Genomic DNA, 21,720 nt, shown 5'->3' with positions numbered 1-21,720 from the left:
ATCCGGAGCAACGACATCCCGCCCACCCCCCGACCCCACCAACAGGACAACCCCGCCCCACCCGCAGCCCCCACCCCCGACCCCGCCCCACTGAAGCCCCCGACCCCGCCCACCCCACCTAAGTCGATGGACACCGCTTGGGCCGGTGATCGATAGTGCGGGCCATGGCCTCACTCGTGCGACACATCACCATCGACTGTTCCGACGCCTACCGCCTGGCGCAGTTCTGGGCTGCGGCCCTTGACGGTTCGGTCTCCGACGACGACTTTCCCGGCGACCCCGAGGCGTTGGTCACCGCTTCCGGGGCGGCGGTGCTGTTCGTGACGGTTCCCGACGCCAAGACGGTGAAGAACCGCGTGCACCTCGACCTCCAGCCGCAGGACCGGACCCGTGACGAGGAGGTGGAGCGCATCCTCGCCCTGGGTGCGACGGTCGTCGGCGACCGGCGGAATGCGGACGGGACGGGCTGGGTGACCATGGCCGATCCCGAGGGCAACGAGTTCTGCGTCGAGCGCAGCGCGGCCGAGCGGGGCTAGGGCGGCGGGTTGGTCCACCGCGACGGGTCGGTCCACCGGCCTGTGGGTGGAGACGTTCACGGCGGTGTCGGCGGCTTCTCCACCTGACACATCCGGCTCCCGGTTCACCGCCTCCGGCGGTGGAGCCGTAGCCTGCCGGCATGATCGATTCACGGACCCACATCCGCGTCGCGCGACCGTCCCTCGACCTGGAGGCCGCCGAGCGGTTCTACGTGGACGGACTCGGGCTCGACGTCCTCTGGCGGACCTCCGGGCAGGTCCCGGGGGAGCACGATCTGCTGATGGTCGGGCCGACCGGGGGTGGCTGGCACTTCGAGCTCACCCTGGACCCCCAGAGCCCGATCACTCCCGCGCCCACCGTGGACGACCTGTTCGTCGTCTACCTCGGGCAGGCCCCCGACGAGGCCCTCGTGCGGCGCCTGCTCGATTGCGGCGGGACCCGGGTGGCCTCGCACAACCCGTACTGGGACGAGCACGGGGTGACGGTCGTGGACCCCGACGGCTACCGGCTGGTGCTCTGCTCCCGCACCTGGGGCTGAGCCGGCCGCCGGCCCGGCCGTCACCCTGCGGGTCGGCGGCCGGTGCTCGGCACGGCGGGCAAAGGGCCCGAAGGGTGGGGTCAGCCCACGCCCGGGGCCTTGGGGAGGCCCGCGGACAGGGCGCCGCCCGCGCCGGCGAGGGAGGCCTCGGTGGCCTTGGAGGCGGTGCCGGCGGCCTGGGAGGTCACGGCCACGGCCGTCTTCGTGTCCTGGACGGCCTGTCCCGGGTGGTCGACGATGTCGGTGACGCGCTGCGTGATGGGGGGCGCCTGGACCGGGGCCTCGTCGGCGTGCGCGACGACGGGGGTGAGTGCGAGGGCGGCGCCGCCGGAGAGGACCAGGGCGGAAAGGGTGCGCTTCATGGCATTCATGCCCCGCCCAACGACCCCGCCGCTCCCCGGGTCACTGCGGTGCCGGTGGGAACCCACCACGGCGTCAACGCGGCCACCCGAACCACCCCCGCGCCCCCGACCGGCCCGGAACGGGGCCGCGGACGGGGCCGGTGCACCGCCACCGTCGTCACCCGCCACCCACCACCCGCACCACCCGCCCCGACGCCTGCGGCCCCCCACCGGTACCGGTGGGGGGCCGCAGGGATGACACGGGGCGAACGGCGTGGAGTGGGTCGGGGTGCGTCAGTCCTCGACCACCAGCGCCGGCGTGGACTTGGTGAGGATCTCGCCGCGGAAGAAGGCGGGGCTGCGGCGCTCGGTGACGATCATGATGACCAGGCCCAGGGCGAGCAGGCCGACGCCGATGACGAAGACGCTGCCGACCCCGAGGACGGTGGAACCGGATCCGTAGGACGGGTTCCACATGTCGATCAGGGTCTTGAAGAAGACCGTGGCGAGGAGCAGGCCGCCGAGGACCGGGAAGACGCCCTTGAAGAACAGGTCGCGGGCGGAGCGGCGCAGCTCGCCGCGGAAGTACCAGGCGCAGGCGAAGGCCGTCAGCGAGTAGTAGAAGCAGATCATCAGGCCGAGCGCGAAGATCGTGTCGGTGAGGACGTTCTCGCTGACCAGGGTCATCACGGTGTAGAAGACGCCGGTGGCGACGCCCGCCATGACGGTGGCGCGGCCGGGGGTCTTGAACCGCTCGTGGACCTTGGCGTAGGAGGGCGGCAGGGCCTCGTACGTGGACATGGCGAGGACCGTGCGGGCCACGGGGATGAAGGTGGTCTGGAGCGAGGCGGTCGCCGAGGCCAGGACCGCGACGAAGAGCAGGATGCCGAGCACGGGGCCCATGACGGGGCCGGCGAGGGCGGCGAAGACGTTGTCGGAGGTCTCCGGGTTGCCGAGGCCGAGGCCCGTGGCGCCGGATCCGACGGCCATCTGGGCGGCGACGCCGGTGGCCAGGTAGGAGCCGACGAGGACGATCATCGCGATGAGCGAGGCGCGGCCCGGGGTCTTGGCGGAGCCGGTGGTCTCCTCGTTGGTCGCCAGGCAGGCGTCCCAGCCCCAGTACATGAAGATCGAGAGCGAGAGTCCGGCGGTGAAGGCCGCCATGGACTCGACCGCGAAGGGGTTCATCCAGGACCAGGAGAAGTCGATGCCGGTGTCGAAGGAGCCGGCCGCGGCCTTCTGGAAGGCCATCGCGACGAAGATGGCGAGGACGACGAGCTGGAGGCCGACCAGGGTGTACTGGACGCCCTTGGTGGCGGTCATCCCGCGGTAGCTGATGGCGGTCGCGGCGGCGATCAGGGTGAGGCAGGTGACGATGTGGACGAGCTTGTTGTCGTCGAGGGCCGCGATCGACTCGTTGCCCGTTATCTCGCCGGCCAGGAGCCAGAAGTAGGAGGTCGCGACGCCGGCAAGGTTGGAGAGCACGATGATCGTGGCGATCACCAGGCCCCAGCCGCACATCCAGCCGATGCGGGGGCCGAAGGCCTTGACCGTCCAGGTGAAGGAGGTGCCGCAGTCCGGCATGGCCTTGTTGAGCTCGCGGTAGGCGAAGGCGACCAGCAGCATCGGCAGGAAACCGGCGAGGAAGATCGCCGGCATCTGCATGCCGACCTCACCGGCGGTGGAGCCGAGGGTCGAGGTCAGGCAGTAGACGGGGGCGACGGTGGAGATGCCGATGACGGCGCTTCCCACCAGTCCGACGGACCCCTTGCCGAGGCCCTTGCCGCGAACGTCGCCCTCGGCGACGCCGCTTACCGTGTCTCCGACCCGAGGCCGAACGTCCAGCTGTGTCATGGGTAAGGACGTTAGACGCTGCGGTTTCCTCATTCGGAAGACTTAAGTCCAGTACTTCACAGGGCTAAATCCCTTGGAATCCCGAGGTCTGGACTGTTCACACTCCCGCAATACAAGGTTCACTCAGGCATCCAATCGCGCTTCGGAAGGCCCGGGGCCAAACCTTCCGGAATGCGGAAACCGCAGCCATGCCCGTTTTGTACCTTTCAAAACTTTCCCGTGCAAATTTTCGGGCCGCCGCCACCAAGGCCCCTACCGCCACAATGGCCCCATGCCCACTGCCGACGAGCTCCTCAGCGCGGATACCGTCAGTAACCTGGCCCGGAAGCTCGCCCGGGCGGCCCGCGCACCCCGCTCCCCCGCAACTCTCACCTGCGCCGGAGCCCTCGACGGCCTCGGCTACGGGGCTCGGGTCGCGGCCGTCCGCGACGCCGTCCTCACCGACCTGCCCGATGACTGGCCCGCCTTCGAGGCCGTCGTCCGCACGGCCCTGGAGGACCCCGACTTCGCCGGCTGGATGACCTTCCCGGTCAACGAGGCCGTCGCCGTGCGCGGACTGACGGCCTTCGAACCCGGCCTCGCCCTGCTCCGCGACCTCACCCCCCGCCTCACCGCCGAATCCGCCGTCCGCCCCTTCCTGCGCGCCGACCCCGAGCGCGCGCTGGCCGTCGTACGGAAGTGGACGGACGACCCCGACCCGCACGTCCGCCGGCTCGCCAGTGAGGGGACGCGGCCCCGGCTGCCCTGGGCCCCGCAGCTACCGGCGTTCATCGCCGACCCGCGCCCGGCCGTCCCCGTACTGCACGCCCTCCACCGCGACACGTCCGAGTACGTGCGCCGGTCCGTCTCCAACCACCTCAACGACATCAGCCGCGACCACCCCGACCTCGCGGTCGAGACCGCCGCCGTATGGCGGGACGACACCACCGGCGCCACGGACCGCGTCGTCCGGCACGGGCTGCGCACCCTGATCAAGGCCGGCCACCCCGGCGCGCTGACGCTGCTGGGGCACTCCCCCGACGTCGCCGTCACCGTCCGCGGACCGGTCGTGGCCACCCCGAGCGTCGCCGTCGGCGAGTACCTCGTCTTCTCGTACGAGGTCACGCACACCGGCCCGCGCCCCGCCGAGCTGGTCATCGACTACGTCATCCACCACGTCAAGGCCAACGGGACCCGCACCCCGAAGGTCTTCAAGCTCACCACCCGCGCCCTGGCCCCCGGGGAAACGCTCACCGGATCCCGGCGCCACTCCTTCAAGCCGATCACCACCCGCCGCTACCACTCCGGCGGGCACCTGGTGCAGCTCCAGGTCAACGGCCGGGTCCGGGGCGAGGCCGGGTTCTCCCTCGACGCGTCCTGAGCCCTACGGCGCGGGCGCCGCGTTCCGCCCCCACCGGGCGGCGCGCGCCACGCGGTCGCCGATGCGCTTCAGCAGGGCCGTCGGCAGGAACAGCATGTCCGCCGCGATCATCGCCAGGGCGAAATAGGGCAGGCCCAGCAGGATCCCGATGCCGGCGTGCATGGACATCATGATCAGGACCATGATCGTCCTCAGTCTGCCGCTGAAGAGGGTGAACGGGAACGCGACCTCGACGATCACCGTGCCGTACGTCAGCAGCAGGACGATCACCCCGCTGCTCGCGACGGCATGGGACAGGGCGGGCCACGGGGTGACGTTGCCGAGGTGCAGCACGTAGTGGAGCGCCGTGCCGTCCTGCCAGAGGGAGCCCTGGATCTTGTACCAGCCGGAGGCCGCGTAGATCAGGCACACCTGGGCCGCGATCACGAACATCGCGCCGGCGTGCACCACGTTCCCGACCATGCCCATCACAGCGCGGGGCTCGCCGGGCGCGTACCGGCGCACCAGCCACCAGGCGAGCTGGGCGAGGACGAAACCCCACAGCAGCAGCGCCCAGCCCGTGCTCAGCAGGCCCAGCGCGGTGATCGTCGCGAGCAGGGCGGTGCCGAGCGTCCACAGCACGGTCCCGGTCGTGTCGGTGGTGTCGGTCGCGCCCCGGCCCGCGCCGGGGTCGGCATCGCGGCGGCGCGCGGCGCGCCGCGCGTCCAGCGACCAGACCCGGCCGCAGCGCGTCAGCACCAGGTAGATCGCCATGACGTGGACGACGTTGTCGCCGCCGTTGCCCACGAAGGGACTCCGGTTCTGGAGGGCCAGCACACCGATCATGAACAGCAACGAGGCGGTACGGGTCCGCCAGCCCAGCAGCAGCATCACGGCCGCGGCGATGGCCGCCACGTAGACGATCTCGAACCACAGCCGGCCGTCGTTCCACATGAGGACGGAGAAGGCGTGCGTCGTGGCGTTCCACTCCTGGGCCATCCCCCAGCTCCAGGCGCTGTCCGTGCCGAAGAGCCGGTTGCGGTACACCCACTCGCGCAGCAGCAGGACGATCCAGGTGAGGGAGAAACCGATCCGGACGACGGCCGCCTGGTACGGGGCGACGGCCTCGGAGGTGATCCGCACCAGGCCCCGCCGGACGGTCGCCCGGACTCCGCGCGGCTCCGACGCGGGCGCGGTCGGAGGCGGGGGCGGCGGTTCGGCGGTCGGACCGGCCGTGACGGGAGAGTACGTGGTCACTTGAGGTCCTCCCCCTTGACGGCCCACCACGGCTGAACCAGGTACTGGGTCCCGGTGTCGATCCGCTGGTCGCTCCACGCGGGCGCGCCCACCGGTGTGACGGCGGAACGCAGTTGGACGGCCCGGAGGGTTCCGTCGACCCGGGGTTCGAGCCGGTCGACGGCGAGGCGCAACAGGAGCCGTTGCGTCAGGTTCCCGAACTCGCCGGTCGGCAGACCCTTGTCGTCGAGGGAGTAGATGTAGTTGGTCCAGGCGAGGCGGAGTTCGTTCTGGTGCGCCTCGCTGGGGAAGGGGTTGTGCAGGATGCCGCGTTCGTCGATGGCGGTCAGGTCCACCCAGTCGGTCTCGGTGAAGCGGCCGGGGCGGCCGTCGGCGTCGGGCGCGAGGACCTGGGCACGGGCCTGGACGTGCACGTTCGACGATTGCGGGTTGGGGGCGAAGAGCTGCCACTCCTGCGTGAACTCGGGGGCCACGTAGCGGTTGATGAGGGCGGCGTGCTGTCGGGAGAGGGCGTTCGCCGGGGCGTTGTTGAGGAAGAGCATCGCCAGGTGCAGGGCGGCCGCGACCATGACGGCCGCCACGGCGAGGACGACGATCCCCACCGATGTGCGCGACAGGCCGAACGGTCCGCCCGGCCTGCCGACTTCATCGAGCGTCGACGATCCGGTGGGCCGGCCCGCGCCTTCCGGTGGGTCTCCGGTCGGCGAGGGCCCGCCGCTCCCCGTCCGCATGCGCTACCCCACGTTGCCCTGGACGTTGCCCTGGGCTCCGCCGCCGGGCGCGTTGCCCTGCACGTTCCCCTGGACGTTGCCCTGAGCTCCGCCGCCTTCGGCCTTGCCCTGCACGTTGCCCTGGACGTTGCCCTGGGCCCCACCACCGGCCGCATTGCCCTGCACGTTCCCTTGGACGTTGCCCTGGGCTCCGCCGGCCTGCTCCTTGCCCTGCACGTTCCCCTGGACGTTGCCCTGGGCCCCACCACCGGCCGCATTGCCCTGCACGTTCCCCTGGACGTTGCCCTGGGCTCCGCCGGCCTGCTCCTTGCCCTGCACGTTCCCCTGGACGTTGCCCTGGGCCCCACCACCGGCCGCATTGCCCTGGACGTTGCCCTGGACGTTGCCCTGGGCGTTCCCCTGGGCATTTCCTTGGACGTTGCCCTGGACGTTGCCCTGCGCATTGCCCTGGACGTTCCCCTGCGTGTTCCCCTGGACGTTGCCTTGGGTGTTGCCCTGCGTGTTGCCCTGGGTGTTCCCCTGCGTGTTGCCCTGCGTGTTGCCCTGGGTGTTGCCCTGCGCTCCGCCGCCCTGTGTCTTGCCCGGGGCGGCAACGCGCTTGCAGTTCACGAAGGTCGGGCTCTGGCCCTCGTTGACGGCGACCACGGTGTAGTCGACGTTCTTCTGGAACCGCGTCACCTTGAAGGTGCCGCCCGAGATGGTCAGTCGTTCCCTGGCCTGACCGTCCTGGAGGTCCCGGGGAGCCGTGAAGCCCTCGCCGGTGATGGTGACGGACGCTCCGTTCGCCGCCGGCGTTACCGTGCAGCTCGCTGCGGGCACCGCCTGCGCGGTGCCCGCGAAGGCGAACGCGCCCGACAGTGCGAAGGACGACGCGAGCAGGGAAACCGCGACGCGTCTGCTGGACAGATGCATGATGGTGCTCCCATCAGGGACTGGCGGAGAGGCGGGCCGCCGGAAGCCGCCGATGCTCGTCGCCGAAGGTGCACAGGGCTGCGGCCCGGGGGCGGGACGGGTACGCGTTTCCCCTGAATCCCGGCCGTCGTTGCGTTCCGGCGGCAACCTGGAGGCCGGATGACGCCCTGTGCCTTCCATGCTCCCCCTCCCTCCCCGGGGTGTCGACCGGGGGCGGCGGGCGGGGGCGGCCGCCCGGCCGGGAGCACCGGCCGGGCGTCCCCGCGTCAGCCGGGCCAGACGATCGACTGGACCTCGCTGTAGGCGTGCAGGGCGTAGGAGCCCACGTCCCGGCCCACGCCCGACTGCTTGAAGCCGCCGAACGGCGCCTCCATGTTCCGGCCGATCGTGTTGATGCCGACTCCGCCCGCCCGGAGCCGCCCCGCCACGCGGAAGGCGCGGGCCGAGTCTCCGGACCAGACGTACGACAGCAGCCCGAAGTCGCTGTCGTTGGCCAGCGCGACGGCCTCGTCCTCAGCACCGTCGAAGGGGACGACCACGACGACCGGGCCGAAGATCTCCTCCCGCACCACGCGCATGTCGTTGCCGCAGTCCACCAGCAGCGTCGGCGCCACGTAGAAGCCGCGGCCCGCCCCCACCACGGGGCGTTCCCCGCCGTGGACGATCCGGGCGCCCTCCTTGCGGCCGAGCTCCACGTACGACTCGACGCGGTCGCGGTGCGCCGCCGAGATCACGGGGCCGACGACCGTGCCGCGCTCGGCCGGGTCGCCGACCTTCATGAAGGCCAGGTAGCCGGTGAGCTTCTCCACGAGCTGCGCGTACACCGACCGGTGCACGATCACCCGGGTCGGTGCGGTGCAGATCTGTCCGCTGTAGAAGGAGAAGGTGGTGCCGATGCCCATGACGGCTGAGTCCAGGTCCGCGTCGTCGAGGACGATCGCCGCACCCTTGCCGCCGAGCTCCATCAGCTGCCGTTTCATGGTTCGGCCGCACACCTCGGCGATGCGCTGCCCGACTGCCGTGGAACCGGTGAAGGACACCATGTCCACGTCCGGGGAGTCCACGGCGGCCTCGCCGACCTCCACCGACCTACCGGAGACGACGTTGACGACGCCGGCGGGGACCCCGGCCTCGTGGAGCGCCTCGGCCATCTTGAACACGGACAGCGGGTCCTGCGGCGCCGGCTTCACGACGACCGTGTTGCCCATGGCCAGGGCCGGGGCGACCTTGCCCGCCGGGTTCGCCCACGGGTTGTTGTACGAGGTGATGCAGGTGACGACCCCGACGGGTCGGCGGACCTCCAGGGCGCCCAGGATGGCGGCCCTCCCCATCGGTCCGGCCTCGGTGACCTGCGGCGGCAGGCCCTTCTCGACCGGCTCCAGGGCGCCGCGGGCGTAGCGGCGGAACCGGGACACCCCGACGCCGACCTGCATGCCGCGGGCGATGCCGGTGGGCGCGCCGGTCTCGGCCTGCGCGAGGGCCGCCCAGGGTTCGTACTCCCGCTGCATGATGTCGGCGGCCCGGTCGAGGATCGCCGCCCGCGCCTCGGGCGTCGTACGGGACCAGGCGTCGAAGGCCGCCGCGGCCGCGCGGGTGGCGTCCTCGACCTGGGAGCGGTCGGCTTCGGGGGCGAGCCCGACGACGGATTCGTCCGCCGGGTTGATGACCTCGTAGTGCCCGCCGGCGGGCTCGACCCAGTCGCCGCCGATGTAGAGCCGCTGGGGCGTGCCGGTCGGGGTGGCGCGGGGCGTCGTGGTCATCGGGTGCTCACCGTCCTGGTGTGCCGGCCGGAACGGAGCACGGTGCCGGGGACGGCGCCCGTCACCTGGTCGTCGCGGATGGTCTCCACGCCGTTGACGCGGACGGAGACGATGCCGATGGCCCGTGCGTCCAGGCGCGGGCTGTCCCCGGGGAGGTCGTGGACGAGCGTCGCCGGGCCGGCCTCGATGCGTTCGGGGTCGAACAGCACGAGGTCGGCGTGCCAGCCCTCGACGACGCGGCCGCGTTCGCGCAGCCCGAAGAGCTGGGCCGGGTCGTCGGTGAGCATCTTCACGGCCTGTTCCAGGGGGACGAGCTTGCGGCCGCGCAGGCAGTCGCCGAGGAAGCGGGTCGTGTACGGGGCTCCGCACATCCGGTCGAGGTGGGCGCCGGCGTCCGAGCCGCCGAGCATGACGTCCTCGTGCTGCCAGGTCTCGGCGCGCAGGGTCCAGCTCGCCGGGTCGTTGTCGGTGGGCATCGGCCACAGGACGGTGCGCAGGTCGTCGTTGGCGCAGATCTCGACCAGGCAGTGGAAGGCGTCCTGCCCGCGTTCCGCGGCGATGTCGTTGACGACGCGGCCGGAGAGGCCCTCGTTCTCCTTGCTGTACGTGTCGCCGATGACGTAGCGGCCGAAGTTGGCGAGGCGGCGGAAGACGCCGGCCTCCTTGCTGTCGGCGCGGCGCAGCATCTCGGCGCGCACGTCGGCGTCGCGGAGCTTCGCGATCCGTTCGGGTACGGGCAGGCCGAGGACGTCGCCCCAGCCGGGGATGAGGTTGAGGGCGCAGAAGGTGCCGAGCGACATGTTCATCGGGGTGAGGATCGGCATGGTGAGCGCGACGATGCGGCCGCCGGCCCTGCGGGCGCGGGCGCTGGGGATGAGCTGGCGGGGGACGCGTTCGGGGACGGAGGCGTCGATGGTGAGGACGTTCCAGTTGAGGGGCCTGCCGGCGGCCGCGCTCATGTCGACGAAGAGGTCGATCTCCTCGTCGGAGAACTGGTCGAGGCAGCCCGCGACGATGGCTTCGAGCTGGGTGCCCTCGTGTTCGGCGACGGCGCGGGAGAGCGCGAGGAGTTCGGCGGGTCCGGCGTGCCGGGAGGCGACGGGGGCGCCGGCGCCGTCGGAGTGCGTGGAGGACTGGGTGGTGGACAGGCCCCAGGCTCCGGCGTTCATCGCGTCGTGGAACAGGTCGAGCATTTCCTGGAGTTGCTCGGGGGTGGGCTGTCCGCCGACGGCGTCGGCGCCCATGACGTGGCGGCGCAGGGCGCAGTGGCCGACCATGAAGCCGGCGTTGACGGCGATGCGGCCTTCGAGGGCGTCGAGGTATTCGCCGAAGGTGGACCAGGTCCAGTCGACGCCTTCTTCGAGGGCCTTGAGGGCCATGCCCTCGACCTTGCTCATCATGCGGCGGGTGTAGTCGGCGTCCTCGGGGCGGTCCGGGTTGAGGGGGGCCAGGGTGAAGCCGCAGTTGCCGCCGGCGACGGTGGTGACGCCGTGGTTCATGGAGGGTGTGGCGTACGGGTCCCAGAACAGTTGGGCGTCGTAGTGGGTGTGCGGGTCGATGAAGCCGGGGGTCAGGACGAGACCGGTCGCGTCCTCGGTGGTGCGGGCCTCTTCGGTGACGGTGCCGGGGGCGCCGATGGCGGCGATCCGGCCGTCCCGTATGCCGACGTCGGCGACGCGTGCGGGGGCGCCGGTGCCGTCCACGACGGTGGCGCCCTTGATCAGGTGGTCGAGCATGGCGTCCCTTCTGCGGGTGCGGTGTGGTCGCGGCGTGCGCCGCCGCCGGGACGGCGGGGTGCGCGTGCGCGCCGCTGCCCGGGCGGGTCGCGGAGTGCGCGCCGCTGCCCCGGCCGGGGGTCGCCGGGCCGGCCGCGGCCCCGTGGCGACCTCCGGCCGGGGCCGGTGCGGGGCGGCGGTCCGGGAAGACGCCGCCCCCGTGCGGTGGGTGCCGTCAGGAGCCGGCGGCCTCGCGGAAGCGGGTGGTGCGGTGGATCGGGTCGGTGTCGATCTCGGGGATGACGTGTTCGCCGAGGAGCTTGATGGTGTTCATCGTGTCCTCGTACGACACCCCGGTCGGCAGGCCGAAGGACAGCTGGTCGGCGCCGGCCTGTTCCCAGCGCTTGCACTGCTGGAGGACCTCGGAGGGGTCACCGCAGATCATCAGTTCCTCGGCGATGAGCAGCTCGATGATCTCCGCGTTGTACTCGGGGAGCAGCTCGGGCCACTGCGGTATCGCCTCGGGCCTCGGGAAGGTGTCGTGGTAGCGGAAGACCAGCGACTGGAAGCGGTTCATGTTCGCGTTGACGGCGATCTCGACGGCCTTGTCGTGGGTCTCCGCGCAGATCGCGGTGGAGGTGACCATGACGTTGTCGTTGACGAAGGCGCCGATGGCCTTCGCCTCCTGGATGGCCGTCTTGTACTGCTCCAGCACCCACTCCATGTCGGAGACCTTCTGGACGCTGAAGCCGAGGACGCCGAGGCCCTTCTTCGCCGCCATGGCGTACGAGGAGGGGGAGCCGGCGGCGTACCACATCGCCGGGTGGGCCTTGCCGTACGGCTTGGGGAAGATCTTGCGCGGGGGCAGCGACCAGTGCTTGCCCTGGAACCCCTCGTACTCCTCCTGGAGGAACATCTTGGGGAATTCCGCGATGGTCTCCTCCCAGATCTCCTTGGTGCCGTTCATGTCCTCGATGCCGGGCAGGAAGCCGAGGATCTCGTGGCTGCCCGCGCCGCGGCCGGTGCCGAACTCGAAGCGACCCTTGGAGAGGTGGTCGAGCATGGCGACCTTCTCGGCGACCTTCACCGGGTGGTTCACCGGCGCGAGGGGGTTGAATATGCCGGAGCCGAGGTGGATGCGCTCGGTGGCGTGCGCGAGGTAGCCGAGGAACACCTCGTTCGCGGAGAGGTGGGAGTACTCCTCCAGGAAGTGGTGTTCGGAGGCCCAGGCGTACTTGAAGCCCGACTTGTCCGCCTGGATGACGTACTCGGTCTCCTCGATCAGCGCCTTGTGCTCTGCCTCGGGGTCGACCCTGGACCGTGACTCGGCCACGTATCCCTGCACGAAGAGCCCGAATTCCAAGGGGGTTCACCGTCCTTTGATTTCTGACGCTGCGTCAGATTCGATGCCCCGACTGTTCCACCGCCGGGGCGCGAGCGTCAATACCTGACACTCCATCAGATCTATGGGAGGGGTGCCGGGGACCCTGCCGCCGTGGATCCCGCGGCCCCTCCCGCCGCGGCGACCGGCTAGAGGATGCTCACGCCCGCCATCCAGCCGCCGTCGATGACGAAGGGCTGGCCGGTGATGTACGAGGAGTCCTCGCCGGTCAGGAACAGCGCCAACCGGGCGACCTCCTCCGGGCGCCCCACCCGACCCAGCGGCACGACCCGCTTGTACAGGTCGGCCATGGCGTCCCTGGCCTCGTCCGTGATCCCGGCCGGGTCGAGGAGCCCCGGGTTGGCCATCGGGGTGTCCACCGCGCCCGGGCACATGGCGTTCACCCGGATCCCCTTGGCCGCCAGCTCCAGCGCCGCCACCCGGGTCAGACCGAGGATCGCCGCCTTCGTCGCCGCGTACGTGCCGACGTACGCCATGCCCGTCAGCCCCGTGTACGAGGAGGTGTTGACTATGGTCCCGCCACCCGCCGCCTCGATCTCCGGGGCGACCGACTTGATGCCGAGGAAGGCCCCGACCTGATTGACCTGGACGACCTGCTGGAACTCCTCCAGCGGGGTCGCCGTCAGCTCGTTGAACCGCAGGATGCCCGCGTTGTTGACCAGGCCGCTCACCGGCCCGAAGGCCTCCTTCGCGGCGGCCACCGCGGCCGCCCAGTCCTCCTCACGGCTCACGTCCAACCGGACGTAACGCGCCCGGTCCTCCCCGATCTCCTTGGCGACGGCGGCCCCCTGCTCGTCCAGCACGTCGCCCAGCAGCACCTTGGCGCCCTCGGCGGCGAAGAGCCGCGCCTCCTGCTCGCCCTGCCCGCGCGCCGCACCCGTGATGATGACGACGCGCCCGTCCAGCTTTCCCATGCCCGTGCCCCTAGTCGTTGAGGAGCGGGGCCACCTCGGCCCCGAAAGCGGTCATCTGGTCGACGAGTTCGTCCCGGTCGCGACTGCGGAAGCGGACCTGGATCTGGTCCACTCCGAGCGCCGCGTACTCACGGAGGGACTCCGCGAGCACCTCCGCCTTGCCGGTCAGGGCCCGACGGCCGGTGTCCCAGCCGGGCTCCCCGACGTACAGCGCCTCGGTGATCGCACCGACCTCCAGGGGGCCGGCGACCCCGGCCGCCTCCCTCAGCTCGCGGATCCGGGCGACCTGCGCCGGGATCCTCTCCCGCGGGTCACCCTGCGGCAACCAGCCGTCGCCGCGCACGGCGGCCCGGCGCACCGCGGCCGGCGAGGAGCCGCCGATCCACACGGGGATCCGCGCCTGGGCGGGCCGGGGCAGTTGGCCGAGGTCGCGGAAGGAGAACCGCTCGCCCTCGAACTCCGGGTACTCCTCGGGTCCCAGTGCGACCCGCAGCGCGTCCAGGGTCTCGTCGAGGACCGCACCGCGGCGCTCGAAGTCGACGCCGAGCACCTCGAACTCCTCCTGGACGTGACCGGCCCCGACCCCGAGGATCAGGCGGCCACCGGAGAGGTGGTCGAGCGTCGCGTACTGCTTGGCGGTGACCAGCGGGTGGCGCAGGCCGACGATCGCGACGTGGCTCAGCAGCCGGACGTGCTCGGTGATCCCGGCGAGGAAGGCCAGGGTGGCCACCGGGTCGTACCAGATGGTGCTCATGGGGCCGGCGAGGCGTCGCGGGATGGCCACGTGGTCACAGGTGGCCACGTACCCGAAGCCGGACCGGTCCGCGGCGCGGGCCACCTCGGCGAGGTCGGCCGCGGTGGCGGAGGCCTCCCAGGGTTCGGCGTAGATGGTGCTCTGCGACTGGATCGGGAGCTGCATCCCGTACACCAGCCTGCCTTCCGGAAACACGCGTGTCATGCCGGACCCGCCTCGCCTTCGTCTGCCGGCTCGCCTTCGCCTGCCGGTCCTCCGCCCCGGCGCGTCCCGTCGACGCGCCCAGGGGGTGCGGGGCCATCGTCGTATCTGACGGTACGTCAGGCAAGGGGGGCGGCGGGGGCCAGTGCGGCGGGGCGGGGGCGGGTGTTGGTGCGGCGGAGGCCGGGGTGGGGGCGGGTGGCGGTACGGCGGGGGCCGGGGCAGGGACGCGGGGCCTCCGGGCGGGCGGGCCGGGGGGGCGGGGCCTCCGGGCGGGCGGGCCGGGGGGCGGGGCCGGGGGCGGGGTGGGGGGGGGGGGGGGGGGGGGGGGGGGGCCGGCGGGGGGGGGGGGGGGGGGGGGGGGGGCGGGGGGGGGGGTGGGGTGTCGTCCTGGGCGGGCATGATTTATGGCGCCCTGTCCGGGGCTGCGTTGGTGGGGCGGTGACGGGCGCCAACAAATCACGTTTTAGCCCTGGACGACACCCCACCCCGCCCCCGGCCCCTCGGGCGGGAATCGGGACGGGTGCGGGGGGGCGGGGGGCGCGGCGTGGGGCTTGCGGCCCGGCGGCCGGGCGGCCAGTGGCCGGGGGCCGGAGGCTGGGGCCAGTGGCCGGGGGCCGGGGGCTGGGGCCAGTGCGGGACCCGGTGCGCACGGCCCATTGCTGGGCCGGTGTGGGAGACACGGTACCGACCCGGTGTGGGAGACCCCGCCGGCCGCAGGGCCGGGCGGCCGTCGAGGCCGCCGTGAGTGCTAGGCCCGGTGTGTGGGAGACCCAGCGATGGGCCCGGTGGTGGCCGGTGCGTGGCCCGGTGCGGGCCGAGCCTGGGGCCGGTGCCGGCCCGGTGGTGGGTCGGTGTGGGGCGCTCGGTGGTGGGGGTGGTGCGGGGTCCGTGCTCGGGGAGGTTTGGGGTGGGCGGTCAGAAGCCTGCGGGGCCCATGGCGATGACCGGCTTCGCCGCCGGGTCGAGGGTGGTGAGGAGCGTCTGCATCGCGTCCTTCGGGATGCCGACGCAGCCCTGCGACGGGCCGTCGTGGTCCACGTGGAGCCAGATGTTGCCGCCCTTGCCCTCGCCGTCCGGCTTCGCCGGGTCCAGCGGGGACACGCCCTGCTTGCGGTTGAAGTCGATCGCCACGACGTAGTCGAAGGAACCCGCCAGTGACTCGCCGTTCACGCCCCGGCCCGTGGCGACGAACGCGGCGTCCCGGTCGTACGGCAGCCGCGTGCCGGGCGGGGCGGGCAGCAGACCGCCCGCGTCGGTGAGGGAGAACACGCCCTGCGGGGACGTCAGGTCCCCGTACGCACGCTCCGTGGACCAGCCCTTGGCGCCGTTGCGGCCCGCCCACTGCGCGGACCGCGTCCAGTCCTCGCCCGACGCGGGCCGCGTGTACAGGGCGACGTCGGACTCCGAGGAGTCCTTGGCCCTACCGGTCACCAGCACCAGCTGCCGGGAGTCCGCCGGAATCCTGGCGCGCGTGTCCGCGCTGATGCCCGGCAGCCCCTGGAAGGGGTCCGTGCGCTGCACGGTGCGCGCCGCCCGGTCCGCGGTCTGCGGGCGCGCGTCCGAGCGGGTCTGCGGCACCGGCGCGCCGGGCGGCTCGTGCAGCGCGTACAGCCAGCCGGCCCCGAAGACCAACAGTCCCAGGAACGCGGCAACGGTGACGGCCCGCTGCGGTCGACCTGCGGAGGACGAGCGGGGACGGGAGCGGGCTCGGGCGTGCTTGCTCATTCAACCGACCGTACATCAGGTGATCATCGGTCCCGCCGAACGCCCGCCCTCCCGGGCCCTGGTGCCGCCGGAAAGCGGACCCGTACCGTCAGCCCGCCGTCCGGCTCCGGATTGGCCTCCGCGAGGAGCTCCGCACCGTGCGCCCGCGCGATCGAGGCGACGATCGACAGGCCCAGGCCGGCGCCCTCACCAGCGGTGTGACGCCGTTCGGCCCTCCGACGGAACGGCTCCAGCAGCCGCGGCACGTCCGCCGCCGCGATCTGCGGACCGGTGTTGGACACCTTCAACACCCCGTCCGCGGTGGTCGCCACGAACACCCGGCCGCCCGCACGGTTGTGACGCACTGCATTCGCGAGCAGGTTCCGCACCAGATGCCCGAGCAGCGTCCCGTCGCCACTGACGGTGAGCGGCGCGAGGTCCCGCACGACGGACGGTGCTGCGTCCGACGCCTCCCCCGACCCGCCGGACGGGAAGGCCGCGGCGAGTTCCGTTTCCGCCAGCGCCGCCAGGTCAACCGGCTCAACCGACTCCAGGCCCTCCTCGGAGACCGCCAACAGCAGCAGCGACTCGATGAGGTGCTCGCTGGAGTCGGCCACCGCGATGAGCCGCTCCCGGATCCGGGCCACCTTCTGCGGATCCGGGTCCCCCGCCAGCCCGATCTCGGCGGCGGCCCGCTGCACCGCCACCGGCGTGCGCAGCTCGTGCGCGGCGTTCGCCGCGAACCGGCGCTGAGCCGTGACCAGGCCCTCCATCCGGTCGAGCATCCCGTCGAACGTGTCCGCGAGCCGCTTCAACTCGCCGGGCGGGCCCTGGAGGGCGATCCGCTCGTGCAGGTTCGCCCCCGACAACCGGCGCGCCTTCTCGGTGATCACTCCGACGGGACGCAGCACCCGGCCCGCCATCCACCAGGCCAACCACACCGACAGCACCGCGAACAGGGCCAACGCGACGAGGGACACCACCGTCAGCTCGTGCAGCGCGGCCTGTTCGGCGGCGCGGGACACGTTCTTCGTCGCCGCCCACTGCGCGAGCTGCGCCTCGGACGGGGCGACGCCCGGCGGCAGCTTCCGGGCGGGGACGAACACCTTCTCGCCCGGGACGGGGTCCCGGCCGTCGATCGGGACCCCGGGCATCACGGTGGTGACGGCCCCGCTGACCCGCGAACCGAGTCCCTTGCGCAGCAGGACGTTGACCAGCGCGACCAGGCCGCCGCCCGCGAGGACCAGCAGCGTGCCGTACAGCGCGGTGAGACGGGCGCGCTCGGAATGGAGCACTGCTCTCATCGCGGACCCGTGATCCGGTAGCCCGCGCCCGGGACCGTCTCGATCAGCGGAGGCTCGCCCAGCTTGGCGCGCAACTTGCTGAGCGTGACCCGGACCGCGTTCGTGCTGTAGCCCGTGCCCTCCTCCCACACCCGCTCGATCAGGTCGTCGCTGCTCATCACCGCCCCCTCGGCGCGCAGCAGCGCCTCCAGCACCGCGAACTCCTTGCGCGAGAGCGCCAGCCGGTGCCCGTCGCGGGTGGCCGAGCGGCGGGCCGTGTCCAGGGCGAGCCCGGCCCGTTCCAGGACCGGCGGCAGCGCCGGCCGAACGCGCCGGCCGAGGGCCAGGACGCGGGCGAGCAGTTCGTCGTAGGCGAACGGCTTGGTGAGGTAGTCGTCCGCGCCGAGGCCCAGGCCCTCCACGCGGTCGCGGACGGTCCCCGAGGCGGTCAGCATCAGCACCCGCGTCAGCAGCCGCTCGCGCACCACCTGACGGCAGACCTCGTCGCCGTGCAGCCCGGGCAGGTCACGGTCCAGGACGAGGACGTCGTAGTCCCCCAGCCGCAGGCGACTCAGCGCCTCCAGTCCGTCGGCCGCCTCGTCGACGGCCAGCGCGTCACGGCGCAACCCCTCGGCGATCATCTCCCGCAGGAACGCCTCGTCCTCCACCACCAGAACTCGCATGCCGTCCTCTCTACAGGAGGAGAACATTTCGCCGTTGTAAGCGGACTGCGAGAGGGAAGCGAAACCCCTCTTTCCCGCACGCTCGGGCCCATGAAGCGATCCCTGACCATGACCACGGCCGCCGCGCTGACCGGCCTGACCCTCTTCGTCACCGCCTGCACGAACGGCGGCACGTCCGGCGGGAGCGACGGCAAGGACGGCGACGGCAAGGGCAGCTCCGCGAGCAGCGGCGGCGGCAAGGGCGGAGCCGACGCGGACGCGGCCGTGAAGATGCGCCAGTGCCTGCGCGAGCACGGCATCGACGCGCCCGACCCCGAGCCCGGCCAGAACCCGAACGGCATGACGGTCGGCGGCGGCGCGGACCCGCAGAAGATGGAAGAGGCCATGAAGGCCTGCGGAATGAGCGCCCCCGGCGCCGGCAAGGAGCCGACGCAGGAGGAGAAGGACAAGGAACTGCGCTGGGTCCAGTGCATGCGCAAGAACGGCGTGGAGCTCAAGGACCCCGAGTACCTGCCCGGTGGCATGAAAACGGGCATCGAGATCCCCAAGGGGCAGGAGAAGGCCTTCGAGGAGGCCCAGAAGAAGTGCGAAGCGGCCTGATGGCCCGGCGCGGCACGTGGCTGATGGGGACCCTGGCGGTCGTCCTCGCCGTCTCGGGCGGCGGGTACGCCGTCCTCGCCCAGCCCCCGCGGGACGGCGAACGGCAGGAACGCGCCGACGGCCTCCCCCCGGCCACCGCTCCGGTTCAGCGCGGCGACCTCAGCGCGGGGCTCCAGGTGGAGGGCACCCTCGGCTACGCGCAGGAACGCAAGCTGAGCGCGCCCGGCCCCGGCGTCCTCACCTGGACCGCGCCCGAGGGCTCGGCGGTCGAGCGCGACGCGAAGCTGTACGAGATCAACGGGAAACCGGTGCGGCTGATGTACGGGTCCACGCCCATGTACCGGCCGCTGAAGGCGGGCGACAGGGGCGACGACGTCAAACAGCTCAAGCGGAACCTGATCGCCCTCGGCTGGGGAACGGGTCTCGACGCCTCGGACGCCACCTTCACCACGGGCACGACGGCTGCGGTGAAACGCTGGCAGAAGGCCCACAAGGCACCGGAGACCGGTGAGGTCGCGAAGGAGGACATCGCCTTCGCGACCGGCCCGCAGCGCATCAAGCGGAACGACTCGGCCGTCGGCGACGAACCCGGACCGGGCAAGCCGGTGCTCACCGTGACCGGAACCGAGCGGATCGCCCGTCTCCAACTGGAGGCGGCGAAGGCGGAAGCGGCGCGGACCGGCGACAAGGTGACCGTACGGCTGCCCGGGGGCGCCAGTGCCACCGGGAAGATCGACTCCGTCGGCGGCACGGCCGGCACGGACGACCCGAACGGCGGCGCGGGCTCCGGCGGCGGTGGCGGGGGCGGGGGCGGCGGGGGCGGCGACAAGAAGCCCAAGGTCGAGGTGACCGTCGTCTTCGACAACCCCGGCGACGTCAAGGGCCCCGACCAGTCCCCCGTCTCGGTGCGGCTCACCGGCGAGACCCGCAAGGGCGTCCTGTCCGTACCGGTCAACGCCCTGCTGGCACTGCCGGGCGGTGGCTTCGGCGTCCAGGTCGTCGAGGACGGCCGGACCCGCGACGTCAAGGTCGAGCTCGGCATGTTCGGCAACGGCCGCGTCGAGGTGACCGGCGACGCCCTCAAGGAGGGCATGCGGGTCGGGGTGCCGAAGCTGTGAGCCGGCACGTACCCGAGCCCTTGGCGGAGCACGCGGCCGCGCGGACCACGGAACTCCGTTCCCGCCCCGTCGTCGAACTGGCCGGGGTGACCAAGGAGTACCCCGGCGGGGTCACCGCCCTGCGCGGCATCGACCTGACCGTCATGAACGGTGAACTCCTCGCGCTCGTCGGCCCGTCCGGCTCCGGCAAGTCCACCCTGCTGCACATCATCGGCACCCTGGACCGGCCCACCGCCGGCCGCGTCGCCATCGCCGGCCACGACGTCGCGGCCCTGTCCGACCGGGCCCTGTCGGCGCTGCGCTCGCGCCACGTCGGGTTCGTCTTCCAGTCCTTCCACCTCGTACCGGGCCTCAGCGCCCTCGCGAACGTCGCCGAGGGACTGCTCTACTCCGGGCTGTCCCGCACCGAACGCGGCCGCCGCGCGGCGGCCGCCCTGGAGCGGGTCGGCCTCGGCGACCGTACCGACCACCGCCCGCACGAACTGTCGGGCGGGCAGAAACAGCGCGTCGCCATCGCCCGGGCGGTGGCGGGCCGACCCGACCTGCTGCTCGCCGACGAACCGACCGGCGCCCTGGACACGGCGTCCGGCCGGTCGGTGATGGAACTGCTGCGCGAACTGAACGAGGACGGGGCCACCATCGCCGTGATCACCCACGACAACGAGATCGCGGCGAGCCTGCCCCGCCAGGTCCGCATCAGGGACGGCAAGATCGTCGCCGACCTGCGGAACCCGTCCGGGACGGAGGCCGCCTGATGGGCTCCCGTACGAGGACCCGCGCATCCCGGCGCGCACGGCTCACCCCGCCCCGACTCACCCCGCGCGACGTCCTGCACGCGGGCTCCGCGGGGCTGCGCTCCCGGCCCATGCGGGTGTTCCTGTCGGCGCTCGGCATCGCCATCGGCATCGCGACGATGATCGCGGTGGTCGGGATCTCCTCGTCCAGCCAGGCCAAGCTGCTCCGCGAACTCGACAAGCTGGGCACGAACATGCTCGTCGCGACCCCGGGGCAGGGCATGTTCACGGGGCAGGACACCACGCTCCCCCAGGACGCCCCCGCCATGATCGGCCGCATCGACGGCGTCCTGTCGGTCGGGACGACCGGTGACGTGGCGCAGTCCGTCCGCCGGTCGGAGAACATCCCGGCCGCGGAGACGGGCGGCATCGCGGTCAAGGCCGCCAAGGACGACCTGCTCGGCACCCTACGGGCCCGCACGGCGCGCGGCGCCTGGCTGAACGGCGCCACCGGCCGCTACCCGGCGGTGGTCCTCGGGCACGTCGCGGCCCAGCGGCTGGGCATCACCGAGCCCGGCCGGCAGGTCTTCATCGGCGGGCGCTACTTCACGGTGACCGGCATCCTGGCACCGGTGCCGCTCGCCCCGGAGATCGAACGCTCGGCCCTGGTCGGCTGGACGGCGGCCGAGGAACTCCTCGGCTTCGACGGCAACCCGACGGCGGTCTACGAGCGCTCGGCGGACGACCGGGTGGCGGAGGTCCGCGAACTCATCGCCCGGACGGCGAACCCGAAGACCCCGAGCGCGGTGTCGGTGACCGACCCGTCGGCCGCGCTCCAGGCGAAGGCCGCCACCGAGGGCGCCTTCAGCACCCTCCTCCTCGGCCTGGGCGGGATCGCCCTCCTGGTGGGCGGAGTCGGCGTGGCCAACACCATGATCATCTCGGTGCTGGAACGCCGCCACGAGATCGGCCTGCGCCGCTCGCTCGGCGCCACCAAGGGGCAGATCCGGATCCAGTTCGTCACGGAGTCACTGCTCCTGTCCGGCCTCGGGGGCCTGGCGGGCATCGCCCTGGGCGGAGCCGCCACGGCGATCTACGCCCGAGCGGGCGACCTCCCGTGGGTGGTCCCCCTCTGGGCCGTGACGGGCGGCTTCGCAGCCACCCTGGCCATAGGCACCCTGGCCGGCCTCTACCCGGCGGTCCGCGCGGCCCGCCTCTCCCCGACCTTGGCGCTGCAGGCGGGGTAGGGGGGGTGGGGGCTGCGGGTGGGGCGGGGTTGTTCTGTGGGGCGGGGTCGGGGGTGGGCGGGGTCCGGCTGGTCCGTGTCGGGGACGTCCCGC

General features: G+C 72.4%; 19 protein-coding genes and 1 pseudogene. 7 read left to right on the top strand and 13 right to left on the bottom strand.

What is annotated here, in order from left to right:
* The first annotated feature begins 164 nt into the window (after positions 1-164).
* A complete protein-coding gene (locus tag ACFVS6_RS40990; RefSeq protein ID WP_389711636.1) occupies positions 165-536 on the top strand; it encodes a VOC family protein in 372 nt (123 codons plus the stop codon).
* Between the two features lie 140 nt (positions 537-676).
* Positions 677-1,075 (top strand): VOC family protein, encoded by a 399-nt coding sequence (locus ACFVS6_RS40985; RefSeq protein WP_389711635.1) that lies wholly within the window; start codon positions 677-679, stop codon positions 1,073-1,075.
* Between the two features lie 80 nt (positions 1,076-1,155).
* Here ACFVS6_RS40985 and ACFVS6_RS40980 read toward each other — a convergent pair whose 3' ends face one another.
* Together ACFVS6_RS40980 and ACFVS6_RS40975 are read right to left on the bottom strand one after the other, a co-directional pair.
* Positions 1,156-1,437 carry a hypothetical protein gene (locus ACFVS6_RS40980; RefSeq protein WP_389711634.1) on the bottom strand — a complete coding sequence of 94 codons (282 nt, stop codon included), beginning with the start codon at positions 1,435-1,437 and terminating at the stop codon, positions 1,156-1,158.
* A 273-nt stretch (positions 1,438-1,710) separates the two neighbouring features.
* Positions 1,711-3,270 (bottom strand): APC family permease, encoded by a 1,560-nt coding sequence (locus ACFVS6_RS40975; RefSeq protein ID WP_389711633.1) that lies wholly within the window; start codon positions 3,268-3,270, stop codon positions 1,711-1,713.
* A 271-nt stretch (positions 3,271-3,541) separates the two neighbouring features.
* Here ACFVS6_RS40975 and ACFVS6_RS40970 point away from each other — a divergent pair, with 271 nt between their 5' ends.
* Entirely contained in the window at positions 3,542-4,630 is a 1,089-nt protein-coding gene (locus ACFVS6_RS40970; RefSeq protein ID WP_389711632.1) for a DNA alkylation repair protein, read from the top strand.
* A gap of 3 nt (positions 4,631-4,633) precedes the next feature.
* On the opposite strand, the gene ACFVS6_RS40965 is transcribed toward ACFVS6_RS40970, so the two are convergent.
* The 11 genes and pseudogenes from ACFVS6_RS40965 to ACFVS6_RS40915 form a co-directional block, all read right to left on the bottom strand.
* Positions 4,634-5,866: an HTTM domain-containing protein gene (locus ACFVS6_RS40965; RefSeq protein ID WP_389711631.1), complete on the bottom strand. Its 1,233-nt coding sequence runs from the start codon at positions 5,864-5,866 to the stop codon at positions 4,634-4,636.
* Complete coding sequence (locus tag ACFVS6_RS40960; RefSeq protein ID WP_389711630.1) at positions 5,863-6,468, bottom strand: DUF5819 family protein; 606 nt, start codon at positions 6,466-6,468, stop codon at positions 5,863-5,865. The genes ACFVS6_RS40965 and ACFVS6_RS40960 overlap by 4 nt, the downstream gene beginning before the upstream one ends.
* A 132-nt stretch (positions 6,469-6,600) precedes the next feature.
* Positions 6,601-7,509, bottom strand: coding sequence for a hypothetical protein (locus ACFVS6_RS40955; protein WP_389711629.1), 909 nt, complete (start codon positions 7,507-7,509; stop codon positions 6,601-6,603).
* A 266-nt stretch (positions 7,510-7,775) separates the two neighbouring features.
* Entirely contained in the window at positions 7,776-9,269 is a 1,494-nt protein-coding gene (locus ACFVS6_RS40950) for an aldehyde dehydrogenase family protein (RefSeq protein ID WP_389711628.1), read from the bottom strand.
* Positions 9,266-11,011 (bottom strand): annotated as a pseudogene (locus tag ACFVS6_RS40945) (amidohydrolase family protein); the annotation flags it as partial. The pseudogene ACFVS6_RS40945 and the gene ACFVS6_RS40950, both read right to left, overlap by 4 nt.
* Positions 11,012-11,219: 208 nt before the next feature.
* Positions 11,220-12,347: an LLM class flavin-dependent oxidoreductase gene (locus ACFVS6_RS40940; RefSeq protein WP_388895575.1), complete on the bottom strand. Its 1,128-nt coding sequence runs from the start codon at positions 12,345-12,347 to the stop codon at positions 11,220-11,222.
* Positions 12,348-12,514: 167 nt separating this feature from the next.
* On the bottom strand, positions 12,515-13,300 hold the full coding sequence (locus ACFVS6_RS40935) for an SDR family NAD(P)-dependent oxidoreductase (protein ID WP_385586205.1): 786 nt from the start codon (positions 13,298-13,300) through the stop codon (positions 12,515-12,517).
* Between the two features lie 10 nt (positions 13,301-13,310).
* Complete coding sequence (locus ACFVS6_RS40930) at positions 13,311-14,258, bottom strand: LLM class F420-dependent oxidoreductase (RefSeq protein WP_389711627.1); 948 nt, start codon at positions 14,256-14,258, stop codon at positions 13,311-13,313.
* Between the two features lie 915 nt (positions 14,259-15,173).
* On the bottom strand, positions 15,174-15,983 hold the full coding sequence (locus ACFVS6_RS40925; RefSeq protein ID WP_389711626.1) for a hypothetical protein: 810 nt from the start codon (positions 15,981-15,983) through the stop codon (positions 15,174-15,176).
* Positions 15,984-16,006: 23 nt separating this feature from the next.
* Positions 16,007-17,266: an ATP-binding protein gene (locus ACFVS6_RS40920; protein WP_389711625.1), complete on the bottom strand. Its 1,260-nt coding sequence runs from the start codon at positions 17,264-17,266 to the stop codon at positions 16,007-16,009.
* The gene (locus ACFVS6_RS40915) at positions 17,263-17,928 is read right to left on the bottom strand and encodes a response regulator transcription factor (RefSeq protein ID WP_389711624.1); all 666 of its coding nucleotides are present in this window, start codon (positions 17,926-17,928) and stop codon (positions 17,263-17,265) included. Before ACFVS6_RS40915 ends, ACFVS6_RS40920 begins: the two co-directional genes overlap by 4 nt.
* 90 nt (positions 17,929-18,018) lie before the next feature.
* On the opposite strand from ACFVS6_RS40915, the gene ACFVS6_RS40910 reads away from it, so the two are divergent.
* Genes ACFVS6_RS40910 through ACFVS6_RS40895 form a run of 4 tightly spaced genes read left to right on the top strand, consistent with a single transcriptional unit; the run spans position 18,019 to position 21,627 of the window.
* Positions 18,019-18,528, top strand: coding sequence for a hypothetical protein (locus tag ACFVS6_RS40910; protein ID WP_389711623.1), 510 nt, complete (start codon positions 18,019-18,021; stop codon positions 18,526-18,528).
* On the top strand, positions 18,513-19,646 hold the full coding sequence (locus ACFVS6_RS40905) for a peptidoglycan-binding protein (protein ID WP_389711622.1): 1,134 nt from the start codon (positions 18,513-18,515) through the stop codon (positions 19,644-19,646). The genes ACFVS6_RS40910 and ACFVS6_RS40905 overlap by 16 nt, the downstream gene beginning before the upstream one ends.
* Positions 19,643-20,401 (top strand): ABC transporter ATP-binding protein, encoded by a 759-nt coding sequence (locus ACFVS6_RS40900; protein ID WP_389711621.1) that lies wholly within the window; start codon positions 19,643-19,645, stop codon positions 20,399-20,401. The genes ACFVS6_RS40905 and ACFVS6_RS40900 overlap by 4 nt, the downstream gene beginning before the upstream one ends.
* On the top strand, positions 20,401-21,627 hold the full coding sequence (locus ACFVS6_RS40895; RefSeq protein WP_389711620.1) for an ABC transporter permease: 1,227 nt from the start codon (positions 20,401-20,403) through the stop codon (positions 21,625-21,627). Before ACFVS6_RS40900 ends, ACFVS6_RS40895 begins: the two co-directional genes overlap by 1 nt.
* Positions 21,628-21,720 lie beyond the last annotated feature (93 nt).

This window comes from Streptomyces sp. NPDC057939, assembly GCF_042887545.1.
In the GTDB taxonomy this organism is placed as follows: domain Bacteria; phylum Actinomycetota; class Actinomycetes; order Streptomycetales; family Streptomycetaceae; genus Streptomyces.
This window is presented reverse-complemented; position numbering and strand designations above follow the sequence as displayed.